Origin of the sequence: Qipengyuania flava, assembly GCF_019448255.1 — a bacterium.
In the GTDB taxonomy this organism is placed as follows: Bacteria; Pseudomonadota; Alphaproteobacteria; order Sphingomonadales; family Sphingomonadaceae; genus Qipengyuania; species Qipengyuania flava_A.
On record NZ_CP080410.1, the window covers coordinates 2631386 to 2648350 of the forward strand.

Annotated in this window: 16 protein-coding genes; 11 read left to right on the plus strand and 5 right to left on the minus strand. The window is 65.1% G+C overall.

The features are described 5' to 3' along the window. Positions 1-42 precede the first annotated feature (42 nt). Entirely contained in the window at positions 43-1620 is a 1578-nt protein-coding gene (locus KUV82_RS13035) for a Do family serine endopeptidase (RefSeq protein ID WP_219954676.1), read from the plus strand. A 78-nt stretch (positions 1621-1698) separates the two neighbouring features. On the opposite strand, the gene KUV82_RS13040 is transcribed toward KUV82_RS13035, so the two are convergent. Then, positions 1699-3846 (minus strand): transglycosylase domain-containing protein, encoded by a 2148-nt coding sequence (locus KUV82_RS13040; protein ID WP_219954677.1) that lies wholly within the window; start codon positions 3844-3846, stop codon positions 1699-1701. 101 nt (positions 3847-3947) lie between these two features. Continuing rightward, the gene (msrB, locus tag KUV82_RS13045) at positions 3948-4349 is read right to left on the minus strand and encodes a peptide-methionine (R)-S-oxide reductase MsrB (RefSeq protein WP_219954678.1); all 402 of its coding nucleotides are present in this window, start codon (positions 4347-4349) and stop codon (positions 3948-3950) included. Positions 4350-4550: 201 nt separating this feature from the next. Here msrB and rpsT point away from each other — a divergent pair, with 201 nt between their 5' ends. The 4 genes from rpsT (at position 4551) to KUV82_RS13065 (ending at position 8057) form a co-directional block, all read left to right on the plus strand. Then, the gene (gene rpsT, locus KUV82_RS13050; protein WP_219954679.1) at positions 4551-4811 is read left to right on the plus strand and encodes a 30S ribosomal protein S20; all 261 of its coding nucleotides are present in this window, start codon (positions 4551-4553) and stop codon (positions 4809-4811) included. 448 nt (positions 4812-5259) lie between these two features. Continuing rightward, on the plus strand, positions 5260-6723 hold the full coding sequence (dnaA, locus tag KUV82_RS13055; RefSeq protein WP_219954680.1) for a chromosomal replication initiator protein DnaA: 1464 nt from the start codon (positions 5260-5262) through the stop codon (positions 6721-6723). Positions 6724-6834: 111 nt separating this feature from the next. Then, positions 6835-7275, plus strand: a complete 441-nt coding sequence (locus KUV82_RS13060; RefSeq protein ID WP_219954681.1) for a DUF983 domain-containing protein — start codon at positions 6835-6837, stop codon at positions 7273-7275. After that, entirely contained in the window at positions 7272-8057 is a 786-nt protein-coding gene (locus tag KUV82_RS13065) for a HesA/MoeB/ThiF family protein (protein ID WP_219954682.1), read from the plus strand. The genes KUV82_RS13060 and KUV82_RS13065 overlap by 4 nt, the downstream gene beginning before the upstream one ends. On the opposite strand, the gene KUV82_RS13070 is transcribed toward KUV82_RS13065, so the two are convergent. Both KUV82_RS13070 and KUV82_RS13075 read right to left on the minus strand, forming a co-directional pair. Continuing rightward, positions 8054-8896, minus strand: a complete 843-nt coding sequence (locus KUV82_RS13070; protein ID WP_258319762.1) for a class II aldolase/adducin family protein — start codon at positions 8894-8896, stop codon at positions 8054-8056. The genes KUV82_RS13065 and KUV82_RS13070 overlap by 4 nt on opposite strands. A gap of 53 nt (positions 8897-8949) precedes the next feature. Next, positions 8950-9648 carry an NAD-dependent deacylase gene (locus KUV82_RS13075; RefSeq protein WP_219954683.1) on the minus strand — a complete coding sequence of 233 codons (699 nt, stop codon included), beginning with the start codon at positions 9646-9648 and terminating at the stop codon, positions 8950-8952. A 41-nt stretch (positions 9649-9689) separates the two neighbouring features. Here KUV82_RS13075 and KUV82_RS13080 point away from each other — a divergent pair, with 41 nt between their 5' ends. The 6 genes from KUV82_RS13080 to KUV82_RS13105 all read left to right on the plus strand — a co-directional run bounded on the left by KUV82_RS13080 (position 9690) and on the right by KUV82_RS13105 (position 15712). Then, entirely contained in the window at positions 9690-11591 is a 1902-nt protein-coding gene (locus KUV82_RS13080) for an acyltransferase family protein (RefSeq protein WP_219954684.1), read from the plus strand. Further along, positions 11573-12307, plus strand: a complete 735-nt coding sequence (gene dapB, locus KUV82_RS13085; RefSeq protein ID WP_219954685.1) for a 4-hydroxy-tetrahydrodipicolinate reductase — start codon at positions 11573-11575, stop codon at positions 12305-12307. The genes KUV82_RS13080 and dapB overlap by 19 nt, the downstream gene beginning before the upstream one ends. After that, entirely contained in the window at positions 12304-13101 is a 798-nt protein-coding gene (locus KUV82_RS13090; RefSeq protein WP_219954686.1) for an ion transporter, read from the plus strand. Before dapB ends, KUV82_RS13090 begins: the two co-directional genes overlap by 4 nt. Positions 13102-13111: 10 nt before the next feature. Next, positions 13112-13762, plus strand: coding sequence for an endonuclease III (gene nth / locus KUV82_RS13095; RefSeq protein WP_219954687.1), 651 nt, complete (start codon positions 13112-13114; stop codon positions 13760-13762). 59 nt (positions 13763-13821) lie between these two features. After that, positions 13822-14583 (plus strand): DUF2189 domain-containing protein, encoded by a 762-nt coding sequence (locus KUV82_RS13100; RefSeq protein ID WP_219954688.1) that lies wholly within the window; start codon positions 13822-13824, stop codon positions 14581-14583. Positions 14584-14647: 64 nt separating this feature from the next. Next, positions 14648-15712 carry an alpha/beta fold hydrolase gene (locus KUV82_RS13105; RefSeq protein ID WP_219954689.1) on the plus strand — a complete coding sequence of 355 codons (1065 nt, stop codon included), beginning with the start codon at positions 14648-14650 and terminating at the stop codon, positions 15710-15712. A 12-nt stretch (positions 15713-15724) separates the two neighbouring features. Here the strand turns inward: KUV82_RS13105 and KUV82_RS13110 are convergent, their stop codons facing one another. Further along, entirely contained in the window at positions 15725-16963 is a 1239-nt protein-coding gene (locus KUV82_RS13110) for a dicarboxylate/amino acid:cation symporter (protein WP_219954690.1), read from the minus strand. Between the last annotated feature and the right edge of the window lie 2 nt (positions 16964-16965).

Sequence of the window (16965 nt, forward strand, 5' to 3'; positions counted from 1 at the left end):
GGAACGCATGGGCCAGACGGCGGTAGGTGAACTGACGCCGGCATGGCTCCATGCCACAGTAAAGAAGAGGACAAAGAGGACGTGAAGCCCGTGCGATATGCATATTCCGTGACGAGCGCGCTGCTGGTGGGTGGCGCTGCGATCTCGCTCGCGACCGGCTATCCGGCCGGCGCCCAGGTCGCGCAGAACGACGACAGCCGCATGGCGAGCGTCGTCCCCCGCGCCGGCGCTCCTGAGAGTTTTGCCGACCTGACCGCGCAGCTCCAGCCGGCGGTAGTCAACATCTCGACCCGCCAGCGCATCGAAGTGGCAACGAACAACGGCAATCCCTTTGCCGGTACGCCGTTCGAAGGCCTGTTCAACCGCCGCCAGGGCCAGCAGCAGGAGCCGCAGTACCGCGAAGGCCAGTCCTTGGGTTCGGGCTTCATCATCTCGGCCGATGGCTATGTCGTGACGAACAACCACGTCGTCAGCCCGAGCGGTCGCGGGACGGTGGAAGAGATCACCGTCACCATGCCCGACGGCACCGAATACGAAGCCGAGCTGGTCGGCACCGACGCGCAGAGCGACCTTGCAGTCCTGAAGATCAGCCGCCGCGAAGCCTTCCCCTTCGTCGAATTCGGCGACAGCGCGCAGGCGCGCCCGGGTGATTGGGTGGTGGCCATCGGCAATCCCTTCGGCCTTGGCGGCACGGTGACCTCGGGCATCGTTTCGGCGGTCTATCGCAACACCGGCCAGGGCGGCGCCTACGACCGCTACATCCAGACCGATGCCGCCATCAACCGCGGCAATTCCGGCGGCCCGCTGTTCGACATGCAGGGCAATGTGATCGGCATCAACAACGCGATCTTCTCGCCTTCGGGCGGCAGCGTCGGCATCGGCTTTGCCATTCCCGCGGAAATCGCAGCCCCGATCGTGCAGCAGCTGCGCGACGGCGTCGAGATCGAGCGCGGCTACCTTGGCGTGCAGATCACCCCGGTGACGGACGACCTCGCGGATTCGCTCGGCATCCCGCAGAACCGCGGTGAATTCGTGCAATCGGTCCAGCCGGGTGAGGCTGCCGACCGTGCCGGCCTTCAAGCAGGCGACATCGTGACCAAGATCAACGGCCAGGACGTGACGCCGGAGCAGACGCTGTCGTTCCTCGTCGCCAACATTTCGCCGGGCACCACGATCCCCGTCGAGCTGATCCGCGACGGCGAGACCCGCCGCATCAACGTCACCGTCGGCAAGCGTCCGAGCGAGGAAGAACTGCGCCAGCAGCAGCAGTTCGATCCCGATGCGGAAGAGGACATGATGGAGCCGGGCGACAACGCGGTGATCGAAGAGAACCTCGGCCTGCAGGTGCTACCCCTCAACGCGCAGATCGCGCGCCAGCTCGGCGTTGGCGCCGACACCCGCGGCCTCGTGGTCGGCGGGGTCGACCAGAACTCCGACGCGGCCCGCAAGGGCCTGCGCCGCGGCGACATCATCCTGACGGCGAACTACCGCCCGGTGGTGAGCCTCGAGGACCTCGAAAACACCATCCGCACCGCCCAGCGCGAGAACCGCGAAGCGGTGCTGCTGCGCGTTCAGCGCCGCGGCCGCCCGCCGCAGTATGTGGCGGTCCGCCTCCGCTAAGGCGCAACTGTTCGAAACGAACAAGGGCGGCCCCTCCACTTTGGAAGGGCCGCCCTTCTTGTATCCGGTATACCAGCCCTAGTTGTTGGGGCCCGTCCTGCCGCCCGTGGCTTCCTCGAGGAAATCGTCCCCGATCGCCTGCGGAGCGCCGTCCGCCCCGCGGTTCGGCGTCTGCGGCGGCGCTGTTGGCGCGGTTGCCGGGGGACGCTGGCGGTTGGGATCGAGCGTACGGTCGAATTCCTCGCCGAAGGGATCCTGGCGCGGCTGGCTGGAGGTGCCCGGCTCGATCAGGTTCCCCTGCTCGTCGATGAAATAATAATCCTCTGGATCGCCGAGCAGGTACTCGTCATCGGGCTCAAGCTGCCATTCGGGAAGCTGCAAGTCGGTGTCGAATTCCTCGACCGGCCGGTCCTTCACGGCGTAGCGCATATAGGCGGCAAAGGCGCGCGCCGGGGCCGTGCCGCCCTGCAGCCCGCCAACGCGTGCGTTGTCATCCCGGCCCATCCACACACCCGTGGTGATGCCCGAGGAGAAACCGACGAAATAGCCATCCTTGTTGGAGCTGGTCGTGCCGGTCTTGCCGGCAACCGGACGGCCGATCTGCGCGGCGCGGCCCGTGCCGGTGGCAACCGCGGTTTGCAGCAGATCGGTGATCCCGGCCGCGACGTAATCGGGCACGAGCTGCGTGCTGCGCGCCGCCTGGTGCTGGTAGAGCAGCTCCCCATCGGCCGTTTCGACCTTGAGGACGCCGTAGGGTTCGACCGAATTGCCGCGCGCCGAGACCGCTGCGAACGAGCGGGTCATGTCGAGCAGGCGTACCTCGTTCGATCCCAGCACCATGGCGGGGAAAGTGTTGATTTCGGTCGAGATGCCGAAGCGCCGCGCCATGGAGGCGACCGTGCCGAAACCGACCTCGTTGCCGAGCTGGGCTGCGACCGTGTTGGTCGAATAGGCGAAGGCAGTGCGCAGGTCGATTTCGCCCACGTTGCGCCCGTTGGAATTGCGCGGGCTCCAGCCATTGATCGTGACCGGCGTGTCCACCACCCGGTCATCGGGCGTGTAGCCGGCTTCGAGGGCGGCCAGATAGACGAACAGCTTCCAGGACGAGCCTGGCTGGCGCAGCGCGTCGGTCGCGCGGTTGTAATTGGTCTCGACGTAATCGGTGCCGCCCACCAGCGCGAGGATCGCGCCGTCGCGGTCCATGCTGACAAGGGCCCCTTGCGCGCCGTCCGGCGTGTTCGCCTGCACCGCCGCGGTCGCGGCACGCTGCATGCCGACATCGAGCGTGGTCCACACCTCGATCGGCTCAAAGGTTTCCGGCAGCAGCAGGTCGAGCTGGGGAAGCACCCAATCGGTGAAATAGCGCACCGAGTTCTGCCCGGCTTCTTCCTTTAGATTGACCGTGCTGGGATCGACCGTGACATCGGGCGCGATCCGTCCCTGTTCCTTCATCAGGCGCAGGACCACGCTGGCACGGCCCACCGCGGCGTCGACATCGGCAGTCGGCGAATAGCGGCTCGGCGCCTTCACCAGCCCTGCAATAATCGCTGCCTCGGCCACCGACAGTTCGGTTGCCGGATGGCTGAAGAATTTCCGGCTTGCGCTATCGATGCCGTAGGCCCCGCCACCGAAATAGACCTTGTTGAGGTAGAGCTCGAGGATCTGCTCCTTCGAGAACTTCCATTCCAGCGCCATCGCCAGGATCGCCTCGCGCGCCTTGCGGTCGATCGAGCGGTTGTTGTTGAGGAAGACGTTGCGGGCCAGCTGCTGGCTGATCGTCGACGTACCGCCAACCCGCGAGCGCGAGCCGGTGATACCTTCCACGATCGCGCCGCCGGTGCGCCAGAAATCGATGCCGAAGTGCGAATAGTAGCGCCGGTCCTCGACCGCGATCATAGCGTCCTTCATGACCTGCGGGATTTCTTCCGCCGTCAGCCACTTGCCAAAGCTGGGGCCCAGCTCGACGATTTCGGTTCCGTCACGCGCGCGCACGACAATTGTCTGCGCGGTCTGCGTGGCCTTCAGCTGGTAATAGCTCGGCATGGACCGTGCGGCGAAGGCCACCGCCAGTCCCACGAACAGCGCGCCCAGCAGCGCCAGCGCCCCGCCTCCGATAAGGAGTCGACGAGCCCAGAGTTTGAAACGGCTTTGCGGCTTGTCCGCTGCAGCGCGGGCGGCGCGTTCCTTGCGCGCCGAACGCTTGCGGCGGCTCCCTCTCTTATCCATCGGCTATGCTGGCACCCTTGTTGTTCGCCGCCCTATAGTTGCCACAATCAAGCATGGCGAGGTCTAACCCCGCGTGAACGGGTTTGATCGGTGCACGGTGATCAATCGTCAGCTTCGAAATCGAGCGCGGCCGAATTGATGCAATAGCGAAGCCCGCCGCGGTCAGGAGGGCCGTCCGGAAAGACATGGCCCAGGTGCCCGCCGCAATTGGAACAGGTCACTTCGGTGCGAATCATGCCGTGCGAGGTGTCGCGATGCTCGTCGACCGCTTCGCCTTCGGCCGGCGCGGTGAAGGCCGGCCAGCCGCACCCGCTGTTGTACTTGTCGTCGCTCTCGAACAGCTTCTGCCCGCAGCCGGCGCAATAGTACTCGCCGGCATCGTAATGCTTGTCGTACTTGCCCGTGAAGGGGCGCTCGGTCCCGGCCTCGCGCAGGATGTGATACTGCTCGGGGGTCAGTTTTGCGCGCCATTCGGCATCGCTGCTTTCGGGCTTGTCGCTCACGCCTTGTCCTTTCGTGTGGGGCTACTCATATAGGGCCAACCAGAGCCGTTGCACACGGTTCCTTGGCGGGTGGACGATTTGCTTGACGACTCGGACACTCAGGGCTAAGTGCGCCGCTTTCCGGCGGCACCTGCCGCCCATTCGCACGCACTTACGAGATTTACCGCCGCGCGATACCCGCGCGGCCTGACGAGGACAAACATGGCCAACACGCCGCAAGCCAAGAAGCGCATCCGTCGCAACAACCGCCGGGCCGAAATCAACACCGCCCGCGTGAGCCGCATCCGTGGCTTCCTGAAGAAGGTTGAGACCGCCATCGAAGGTGGCGACAAGGATAGCGCGCAGGCTGCTCTCAAGGCTGCCCAGCCGGAACTGGCACGCGGTGTTGCCCGCGGCGTGTTCCACAAGAACACCGCGGCTCGCAAGATGAGCCGCCTGAGCAAGCGAGTCGCTGCTCTCTAAAGCTGCGCGCGGCTGCGATCGGGCAACCGATCGGGTGCGAACAAAAGGGGCTGCCGGTCTTTCCGGTGGCCCCTTTGTCGTATCCAGGTTGCATATCGATACCTAATTGCAACCGCTCTGTAACCTAACTCACGGGAATCTCACGAGTCGCCTCTCGCCAGACCCACTTTCTCAATGAAATCAGACCCTTCAACGCAGGTCTGCGGCTTACACTTGAGTCAACAACATTATTTCAGATTTTTTGCAGTTATCCCCCTTGCGACTCATCCGGCCATCCACTTACACAATGGTTCTCGGCGCAGGACGGGACAGCCAGCGCTCTAGGAAAATCGATATGCGAGGGGGACCTCCGGAAGCACCGTTTCCGGAGATAGGCGACGCTGTGCCTACCCTTTAGCGAGACAAAATCACGAGCGTCGTGAGGCGCTGATCGGGGGATGGAACAAGCATGCGCAAAGCATCGAGTGACGGGGCTACGCAAAAGGCACAGGACGATTTCATGGAAGATCACGAGGCAGTGAACCTGGCGGCTGACTGGGCCGACATCAGCCAGGGCCTGCGCAAGGATCTGGGTCACCAGCTTCACAGCCAGTGGATCAAGCCGATCCAGGTCGGCGGCATCGACAAGGACACGGGCACGCTCGACCTTTTCCTGCCGACCGAGTTCAGCGCCAACTGGGTCAAGGACCGTTTTGCCGACCGGCTGAGCCTTGCCTGGAAGATCGCGCGCAGCGAAGTGCGCGAGGTGCGCATCCAGGTGCATCCGGGCCGCCGCCAGGTCGCCGACCTGCGCCTGCACTCCGACGGTCGCCGTCCGGCCAACGACGGCGCCGACACCAGCATGATGGCGATCAGCGCGGACACGCTGGGCGATGCCGGCTTCACCAGCTCGGTCGGCCTCGACCCGAGCCTGACCTTTGCCGCCTTCATCACCGGCGAAGCCAATGTGCTCGCCTTCAATGCCGCGCAGCGCATGGGCGCGACCGAGAAGCCGCAGTTCTCGCCGCTCTACCTCAAGGCCGCCACCGGCCAGGGCAAGACGCACCTGTTGCACGCGATCGGCCACAGCTTCCTGCAGGCCCACCCGCGCAGCCGCATCTTCTACTGCAGCGCCGAGCGTTTCATGGTCGAATTCGTCCAGGCGCTGAAGGCCAACCAGATGCTGGAATTCAAGGCGCGCCTGCGCAGCTTCGACCTGCTGCTGGTGGACGACATCCAGTTCATCATCGGCAAGGCCTCCGCGCAGGAAGAACTGCTCTACACGATCGACGCGCTGCTGGCGGAAGGCAAACGCCTCGTCTTCGCCGCAGACCGCGCGCCGCAGGCTCTGGACGGGGTCGAGCCGCGGCTCCTTTCGCGCCTCTCGATGGGTCTCGTCGCCGATATCCAGGCGGCCGACATCGAGCTGCGCAAGAAGATCCTCACCTCCAAGCTGACGCGTTTTGCTCCGCTTGAAGTACCTGCGGATGTGCTCGACTTCCTTGCCCGCACCATCACGCGCAACGTGCGCGAGCTGGTCGGCGGCCTCAACAAGCTGATCGCCTATGCGCAGCTGACCGGGCAGGAAGTATCGCTCCAGCTCGCCGAAGAGCAGCTGACCGATATCCTCTCGGCCAACCGTCGACGGATCACGATCGACGAGATCCAGCGCACCGTGTGCCAGTTCTACCGCATCGATCGCTCGGAAATGAGCAGCAAGCGCCGCGCCCGCGCCGTCGTGCGCCCGCGCCAGGTGGCCATGTACCTTTCCAAGGTGCTGACCCCGCGCAGCTATCCCGAAATCGGACGCAAGTTCGGCGGTCGCGATCATTCGACGGTGATCCATGCCGTGCGCCTGATCGAAGACCTGCGCCAGCGCGACGCCGACATGGACGGCGATGTGCGCAGCCTGCTGCGCCAGCTGGAAAGCTGACGGGAACGCCCGCAGCCCTTCGGGTTCGCTCCACACAATCTGCACCGCTCGTCGACAGGCCTATGCACAGGCCTGTCGACAGCGCGCGCGGGACAGGCCAAAGGGCGTTCCATGCCGGACACCCCGCCCCCTAGCCTGCGCACCGATGTCGCCCTCCCGCACACCTTCGGCGCGGCGCTACTGCGCGGCGCAAGGGGCCAGTGCCCGCGCTGCGGCGAGGCGGCGCTGTTTCGTAAGTGGCTCAAACCGGTGGACCACTGCCGCGCCTGCGCGCTCGACATGACCGGCCAGCGCGCGGATGATTTTCCCGCCTACATCGCGATTTTTGTGACCGGGCACCTGCTTGCGCCCGTTCTCATCATGATGATGGGCGACTGGAACCTGTCCGCATCGATGACCATAGCGATCATCATCCCCCTGGCCGTGGCGATGCTCCTTGCCCTGCTGCAACCTTCCAAGGGAGCCGTCATCGCGATCCAGTGGTGGAACGGTATGCACGGCTTTCGCAAGGAACGGGTGCCCGAGGCCGAGCCCGAGGATACCGCCGCATGAGCCTGCCGCCTGAACGTCTCGATCGCTTTGCGCGCCATATCGTGTTGCCGGAGATCGGCGGTGCGGGCCAGGTCGCGTTAGCCCAGCGTCATCTCGTGCTGGTCGGCCTGGGAGGGATCGGGTCGCCCGCTCTCCAATACCTCGCCGGCGCCGGCATCGGGAAGCTGACGCTGGTCGATGACGACAAGGTCGATGCGAGCAACCTCCAGCGCCAGACGCTCTATAACGAACGCGATGTCGGGCACGGCAAGGCGGTCATAGCCAAGCGCTGGGTCACCGGCTTCGACCCCGCGCTCGACGTGACGATCAGCGACCGGCGCATCACGCGCGAGAACGCCTCGGCCCTGCTGGAGGGTGCCGATCTCGTGCTAGACGGGACGGACAATTTCGCCACGCGCCTGGCAGTTTCCGACGCCTGCGTTGCCGCGCGTGTGCCGCTGCTGTCGGCAGCCGTGGGCCGTTTCCAGGGCCAGGTCGGCGCCTTCGCGGGCCACCTGCCCGACCAGTCCTGCTACCGCTGCTTCGTGGGCGATGCCTTCGACGCCGAGGACTGCGACACCTGCGCGGAAGACGGCATGCTGGGCGCCATGGCAGGCTGGGTCGCGACCTTCGCTGCCATGCAGGCTGTGCGCGTGCTGCTCGACGGCGTGAGTGCGCTGGGCGAGGCCGATTGGGGACGCGTGCACCTGCTCGACGGGCTGAAGCCCGCCATGCGCAGTTTCACCATTGCCAAGGACCCGGCCTGCTCCGGATGCGCAGCAGGCCCGGAGGTCTCCGCCTAGTAGTCGTAGCCGGGGTTCGTGCGGTTCAGCTTGCGCAGCAGGCCCGGCCAGACGAGATTATCGCCAAGGCCCGGCATGAAAGCGGGTGCCGCCTGCTGGAAGACGCGGGCGCTCATCGCCTCGTCCTCTTCCTTCAGCTGGTCCGGATCGCCCACCGACTGCGCGAAGATCTGCGTCTTGCAGCTGTTTTCGAGCAGGTACATCCGCAGGAAGGCGAGCGCGCAATTGCGACCGATCGTCAGCGTGCCGTGGTTGCGCAGGATCAGCAGGTTCTTCTCGCCGATGTCGGCCACCAGCCGCTCGCGTTCGTCGAGGTCGAGGGCAATCCCTTCATAGTCGTGATAGGCAAGATCGTCGTGCACCTGCATCGCGAACTGGGTGTAGCGCCGCAGCCCTTCCTTCTGGACCGATACCGCGACCCCGTAAGGCGTGTGCACATGGATTACGCAGCCCGCGTCTTCGCGCGCAGAATGGACCGCGCTGTGAATGGTAAAGCCGGCGGGGTTGGTGAAGTAGGGCGTTTCCTGCTGCGGCGTGCCGTCCATGTCGATCTTGACCAGCGAGGAGGCGGTCATCTCGTCGAACATCACGCCGTAGGGGTTGATGAGGAAGCGTTCTTCGCCGTTTTCATCGGGCAGGCGCGCGGAAATGTGCGTGAAAACGAGGTCGGTCCAGCCGTGCAGCGCGCACAGGCGATAGGTCGCAGCGAGCTCGCAGCGCAGCTTCCACTCGGCATCCGAGACCTTGCCTTCCAGCCGGTCCACCGTGGTCGGATCGGGAATGTTGAACCCCGCTTCCATGCCAAGTGCGCTCGATTGCGTGTCCACCGCGGTTGCCATCGCCATTCTCCCTAATTGCGTTTCGCCAGTTCTGCCCGCTTTCGCGCGGATTGTCACCCAAGCAACTCTTCCACCCATTGCGGGACCACTTGCGTTGCCGGGCCGTGGCGCGATTCGTGAAACCAGCGGCTTCCCTGGCTGGGCTCGAGATTGAGTTCCAGCGTCCGGATGCGCAATTCGCGCGCGTCGCGCACGAAACCCGCCGCCGGATAGACCGCGCCCGACGTGCCGATACTGACGAACAGGTCCGCCTGCCGGAGCGCTGCGTAGATACGATCCATTTCGTAAGGCATTTCGCCGAACCACACGACGTCCGGCCGCAGGCTGCGCGCTCCGCACTTGGGGCACTCGGGTCGGTCTATCAGGGGGCCGGTCCAGCGCGTCCTCGCGTCGCAGGCGGTGCACCAGGCGTTGAGATGGGTGCCGTGCATATGGAGCGTACGCTTGGCACCGGCGCGTTCATGCAGGTCGTCGACGTTTTGTGTCACGATGAGCAACTCGCCGTCCCACTCCCTGTCCAGCCGCGCGAGCGCTTCATGCGCGGCATTGGGCTGCTTTGCCTGGATCGCCTCGCGGCGCATGTCGTAGAAGCGGAGGACCAGATCGGGATCGCGCGCGAAGCCTTCGGGCGTTGCGACGTCCTCGACCTTGTGCTGCTCCCACAGGCCCCCGGCGTCGCGAAACGTATCGATTCCGCTCTCTGCTGAGACACCTGCGCCTGTGAGGATGACGATGTTGCGAATGTCTGTCATGCACTGCCATTCCGACGGACAAGGGGTCGAGGTCAACAGTCATGACGCCGGTGGGCACTTCCGGATACCGGGCCGACATCGACGGCCTGCGCGCACTCGCTGTGCTGCCCGTCGTGCTGTATCACGCGCGCGTTCCCGGTTTTTCGGGCGGCTTTGTCGGCGTCGACATCTTTTTCGTGATCTCCGGTTTCCTGATTACCGGCATCATCGCGCGCGAGGTGGATGAGGGACGCTTTTCGGTCTGGAGCTTCTACGAGCGGCGCGCGCGGCGCATCCTGCCGGCGCTGTTCGTGATGGTCGCGGCCGTGCTGGTTGCGGCCTCCTTCTTCTACCTGCCCGGCGATTTCGAGGATGTGCCCAAGTCGGCGCTCGCGGCGCTGTTCTTCCTCGGCAATGTCTGGTTCTTCAGCCAGACCGGCTATTTTCAGGGCGCGGCCGAGACGATGCCGCTGCTCCACACCTGGTCGCTCGGCGTCGAAGAGCAGTTCTACATCGTCTTCCCGCTGGCCCTGCTCGGCATTGCCCTGTTCGCCCGCCGCTGGCGCGTCGCTCTCGTCAGCCTGCTTGCGCTCGGCAGCCTCGGCTGGGCGGTTGCGACGCAGGGCAAGGCCGATGGCTTTGCCTTCTACATGCTTCCCCCGCGGGCATGGGAGCTCCTTGCCGGGTCGCTCCTAGCCCTCGGCGCTGTCCCCGCAATCGGATCGCGCCCCCTTCGCGAAGCGCTCTCGTGGCTGGGGATCGCCCTGATTGCGTATGCCGTTTTCGCCTACGACAAGGCCACGGTCTTTCCCGGCCTCGCCGCAATCCCGCCGGTACTGGGTGCGGCGCTTCTCATTCATTGCGCACCGGGCACTTCCGCCGGCCGGCTTCTCGCCTGGAAGCCTGCGGTCTGGATCGGGCTTTTGAGCTACTCGCTCTACCTCTGGCACTGGCCGATCATCGTGTTCACCGAATACGCGCAGGCCGCTCGCGTCTCTGGATGGCAAAGCATCGCGATAGTCGCGGCGTCGCTGCTTATCGCCTGGGCCAGCCTGGTCTGGGTCGAAACCCCATGGCGCGATCGGCGCAAGGTTTCGCGGCAGCGCGTGTTCGCCTTCAGCGCGGCCGGACTGGGCGGTCTTGGCGCTGCCTGTCTCGCCTTGATCGCCGCCGGCCCGTGGGACACCCGCTTCCCTGCGCGCGTCGGCGCCATTGCCGCTGCGGCGCAGGACCGCAGCCCCGTGCGCGACGCCTGCCTTGTCAGCGATATCGCCGACAAGGGCAAGTGCCGGCTCGGCGCCGATACCGAACCGGATTCGCTACTGTGGGGCGACAGCCATGGGGTCGAATTTGCCTGGGTGCTGGGTCAGAAACTGGGCACACAAGGTCGCGCGCTGAGCCAGCGAACCTTTGGCAGCTGTGCGCCTATCCTCGACTTCGCTGCCAGCGAGGACAGCGCCTGCGGGCGTTTCAACGAGGCGGTTATCGCCGAGATCGAACGCACGCCCTCTATCCGCACGGTCTATCTGTCCGCCTACTGGGCGAGCGGCGAATATCGCGACGCCGCACCGGCAGCGACGCTCGATGCCACAATAGCGCGTCTCGAGCGGGCCGGTCGCAAGGTCGTGCTGATCGGCGCGGTTCCCAAGCAGGCGTACGATGTCCCGCGCGCCTTGCAGCGCGCCGCAGCCTATGGCCTTCCCAACCCCACGGCCCGGCCGGCCAGCGAGCACGCCCGCGACAGCGCCTGGCTGGCTCGCCAGTTCGACGAGTGGCGGTCAAGGGGCGTGGTCGTGATCGATCCCGCCGAGGCCCTAATCGCAGGCAATCGCAGCCGGATAACCGTGGACGGCATGCCGCTCTATTTCGATAGCCACCATTTGACCCTTGCGGGCGCTCGGTTAGTGCTCGACACTCACGACAAGGCGCACAGAGGGGAAAGCGTTTGGCACGCATCGGAATAATCGGCAGCGAAGGCGCGATGGGGCACGCGCTTGCCGAGGTGATCAAGGCAAGCGGGCATTCCCTTTCGGGCGGCATCGACAAGGGCGGCGATCCGGCCGCCTTGGCCGACGAAAGCGACGCGCTGGTCGATTTCTCCGCGCCGGCGGCGCTCGATGCGAACCTTCACGCTGCCATCGGGGCGGGCATTCCGATCGTGGTCGGAACAACCGGCCTCCACAGTGACAACCATCGCGCGATCGATGCGGCGGCGCGGGCGATCCCCGTCCTGCAAACCGGCAACACCTCGCTCGGCGTTACGCTGCTGGCCCATCTCGTGCGTGAAGCCGCCGCGCGGCTCGGGTCTGAATGGGATATCGAGATCGTCGAGATGCATCACCGCCGCAAGGTCGACGCGCCCAGCGGGACAGCCCTGCTGCTGGGCGAAGCGGCGGCGGCTGGGCGCGGGATCGACCTAGCCCCCCATTCCGAGCGCGGGCGCGACGGGCATACTGGCGCGCGCAGCGAAGGCGCCATCGGCTTTGCGGCCCTTCGCGGAGGGACCGTTGCCGGCGACCACAGCGTGATCCTGGCCGGCGAGGAAGAGCGCATTACCCTTTCCCACCAGGCCGAGAACCGCAGCATCTTCGCCCGCGGCGCGGTGAAGGCGGCCGAATGGCTGATCGGTCGCGATGCAGGGCGCTATTCGATGGACGAGGTGCTCGGCATCGGCTCATGACCCTGCGCGCGCGCCTTCACCGGGAACTGCACATCGGCTCGTGGCCGAATGGCAAGCTCACGCTGCTCAACAAGCTTGTGGTGTGGGCCATCCTTGCCGCGCTCGGCGTCGGTATCGTGGCGACCGAACCCAATATCCGCGAGCCCTACCAGCACGAGATCCTTATCGCCGAGTTCGCTTTCGGGATGATTTTCCTACTCGAATATCTTGCCCGGATTTACGCCGCGCCGGAGCGGGAAGGACCCGAGAGCGACTTCAGCAAACGCGTAAAGTTCATGGTCTCGCCCATCGGCCTCATCGACCTGCTCGTGGTGCTGGTGAGCCTTGCGCCCTTCTTCATCGCCAACGCGGCGGTGCTGCGTGTCATCCGGCTGCTGCGGATCGTCTCGATCCTCAAGTTCAGCCGCTTTTCCGCTGCCATGCGCGAGATCGGCGCAGCGCTGAGGGAACGCAGCTACGACCTGCTGGTGTGCGCCACTCTCGCCTTCGTGCTGGTGCTGCTGGGCGCTGCCGGGCTCTACTGGGTCGAAGGCAGCATCCAGCCTGAAGCCTTCGGTTCGATCCCGCGCGCGCTGTGGTGGGCAGTGATCACGCTGACCACGGTGGGTTATGGCGATGTCTATCCCATCACCACGCCCGGCCGGATGATCGGCATGCTGGTAGCGATCGGCGGCGTCTTGCTGGTCGCGCTGCCGACCGGGATCGTCGCCGCTGCCTTCAGCGATGCAATGCAGCGCCGGCGCAAGGCCATGAAGAAAGCCCTCGAAGAGATCGAGGCCAAGACCGACCTGTGACGCGGACCCCATGACCAAAGACCAGATTTTCGAGTTCTTCCGCCGCCTCGCGGAAGACAACCCCTCGCCCGAGACCGAGCTGGAGTATGGCAACGCCTACCAGCTTGTCGTCGCCGTCGCGCTGTCCGCTCAGGCGACCGACGTGGGCGTGAACAAGGCGACACGCGCGCTGTTTCGCAAGGTCGAGACGCCGCAGCAGATGCTTGAACTGGGCGAAGACGGGCTGAAGGAGCACATCAAGACGATCGGCCTGTTCAACTCCAAGGCCAAGAACGTGATCCTCCTGAGCCAGTTGCTGGTCGATGAGTACGGCGGCGAAGTGCCTGACACACGGGAAGATCTCGTCCGCCTGCCCGGCGTGGGCCGCAAGACCGCCAATGTCGTGCTCAATTGCTGGTTCGGGCAGGAGACCTTCGCGGTCGACACGCATATCCTGCGCGTCGGCAACCGCACCGGCCTTGCCAAGGGCAAGACGCCCGAACAGGTCGAGGCAAAGCTTGAAAAGCGCGTGCCGCAACCGTTCCGCCTCGGCGCGCATCACTGGCTGATCCTGCATGGCCGCTATGTCTGCAAGGCGCGGACACCTGAGTGCTGGCGGTGCGAGCTGACCGATCTGTGCAGCTTCCGCAAGAAGGTGCTGGAGAAGCCCAAAGGCCGCTAGCCCCCGTCTCTTGAACGAAACCTCTTCTCACGGCATCCTGCTGCGGAGGGAGAAACGCGATGGGGAAAAGCGCGAACGGAACCGGCATCGGCGTAGCAGCCGACCTGACAGCCGGCGATCTCGTGGATGCGGTGCGCAAGGGCTGGCGCGATTTCCTAGCCCGCCCGCAGTACGGTTTCTTCTTCGCCTCCTTCTACGTGCTGGTCGGCGCGGGGCTCTATTACCTGCTGATGGTGCGCGGCGAGACGCGCTGGCTGATCGCCGCGGTTGCCGGTTTCCCGCTCTTCGCGCCCTTCGCCGCCGTCGGCCTCTATGAAGTCAGCCGCAGGCTCGAGCGGGACTTGCCGACCAGTTGGGGCACGATCCTGGGCGCGCTGCGCGGGCGCGGCGACGAGCAGTTGCTGCTGATGGGCGGGATCATCTTTGTCGGCTTCAGCTTCTGGGTGATCATCGCGCACACGATCTTTGCGATCTTTGCTTCGGCCGCCGGACTTGGCGAAGGCATGGCCTTCCTCACCTCGCAGATGGGGCTCACCATGCTGGCCGTAGGCGGGGCGGTTGGCGCGGTCATCGCTTTCGTGTTTTACGCCATCACACTGATGAGCCTGCCCATGCTGGTCGACCGCGACGTGGATTTCATCACCGCCATCATCACCAGCTTCAAGACGCTCAGTGCGAATTTCGGCGTGCTGCTGCTGTGGGCCCTTGTCATCGCACTGGCGCTTTTCGCGGCTATCCTGCCCTTCTTCCTTGGCCTGTTCGTGGTCCTGCCCGTTCTGGGCCACGCGACCTGGCACCTCTATCGGCGGGCGGTGAGCTGAAGGATCGGACTATCGTGAAGGGGCCGCCAGCCTCACGATGTAATCGAGAAGAGAGGACCGTGTGATGAAGCGGAAGCTGCTGTTGGGCGTGGGGATCCTCGCCATTGTGCTGGTGATCGGTGCATTCTTCATCACGCGCGATGGGGAAACGATCACGCCGGAAGGTAGCGGCACCGTGACCGTCGCCGGGGGGACTTTCGAAGCCTTCCCGCTGCCCGACTATGTCAGCGCGGCCATCGATAGCGACTACAAGAGTTACCTCGTCGAGGTCGAACCCGGCATCAAAATGCATGTGCTGGAAGTGGGCGAAGGCTATCCCGTCTATCTCCAGCACGGCAATCCGACCAACGGGCTGCTCTACCGCAAGGTTGCTGCCGAACTGCCCCGCGACCGTTTCCGCCTGATCATGCCGACGCTGGTGGGCCTCGGCTTTTCCACCAAGGTCCCGGCAAGCGAGCACCAGCTCGACAACCACCTGCGCTGGACAGGGGCGCTGCTGGACCAGCTCCAGCTCGAAGAGGTCATCTATGTCGGCCAGGATTGGGGCGGCCCAGTCGGTATGGGCGCGCTCGCTCAGTCCCCTGAGCTGCTCAAGGGCGCGGTGATCATGAACACCGGGCTCAACGCGCCGAGAGAGCAGCGCGACCTGTCGTCGGCCCACGCCACGGCGCAGACTCCGATCGTCGGCGAACTGCTGTTCGAACGCGTGGTGTCGATCTTCGACCGGCTCGCCGATGCGCAAGGCGATCCCGCCTCGATTCCGCCGGACGTGAGCGCGCTCTATGGCCGGCCGGTCACCGAAAGCGGCAACTTCAAGGCCCCGCTCGCCATGATGCGCATGGTGCCGGACAGTCCCGACCACCCCAGCGCCAACGAGATGCAGATGATCGAAGACTATATCGGCACGCTCGATGTGCCGGTGGAAATCGTCTGGGGCACGAAAGACCCGATCCTTGGTCCGGGGCTTGAAACCATGAAGGCCAATTTCCCGACCGCGCGCGTGACCGAGACCGAAGCCGGCCATTTCCTGCAGGAAGAGGTGCCCGGCGACATCGCCGCAGCGGTGATGCGGGTTTACGAAGCGGTCGAGGCGTCCGAAGGCTCCGACGAGCCCGCGAACCCGAACTAGGGACCGAAAGCCCTAGACGTCGTCCGCCGAGACCATTTCCTTCGTGTCGATTTCGCCCGTCATCACGGCCACGGTGGTCGCCACCGCAGCGTCGCCACTGACATTCGTAGTGGTGCGCATCATGTCCATGATCCGGTCGACACCGGCAACGAAGGCGATCGTTTCCAGCGGCACGCCGACCGCGCCGAAGACCAGCGCCATCATTATGAGGCCCGCGCCCGGAATGCCCGCCGCGCCGACCGCGCCCAGGGTGGCGAGGATCGAGATCAGGAAATAGTCGCCCATCGACAGGTCGACGCCGAAGATCTGCGCGCCGAACAGCGTGGCAAGGCCGAGATACATCGCCGTGCCGTTCATGTTGATCGTCGCGCCCAAGGCAATGACGAAGCTGGCGACCGAGTTCGACACACCAAGGTTCCGTTCCGCACAGCGCAGTGTCACCGGCAGCGTCGCGTTGGAGCTGGCGGTCGAATAGCTCACCGCCATCGCGTCCACGATGCCGCGGAAGAAGTGGCGGACCGGCAGCTTGGCGAGGAACTTGATCATGCTGCCGTAGATCAGCGCGATGATCAGCAGGCAGCCGAGGTAGTTGAGGCCGACCAGCTTGGCGAGGCTGACCAGCGCATCCATACCGAGCGTGCCCGCCACCCAGGCCATCAGCGCGAAGACGCCGAAGGGGGTAAGCTCCATCACGATCATCGTGACCTTCTGCATCACCACCGCGCCGCTATCGAAGATCTTCTGGACCGGCTCGCCGTCCTTGCCCGCCATCAGGATGCCGATACCGATCAGCAGCGAGAAGACGATCAGCGGCAACACCGCAACATCGGCCATTACCTGCACAGGGCTTTCGGGCACGATCGAAAGGATCATGTCGACCGCCGTGGTCGGGTTGGGTTCGGGCGTCGCGCCCTTCTGGATCGCGCTGGTGTCCACGCCCGCGCCCGGCGCGAAGAAGGTGCCAAGGCCTAGCCCCAGCCACACCGCGATCTGGCCGGTGACCACGAACAGCAGCATCGCCCTGCCCCCGACCGCGCCCAGTTTGCGCAAGTCGCCAATCGCGGCAACGCCCGCGACGAGGCTGAAGAAGATCAGCGGGACGACCAGCATCTTGATCGACTTGATGAAGAAATCGCCGATCCACTTGATGCTTTCCGCTTCCGGACCCCAGGCCCAGCCGGTGAGGACACCGAGAATGAGCGCGGTCAGCACGCGCTGCCACAGCGGAATTTCGAACCAGGTCTTCAGCACGG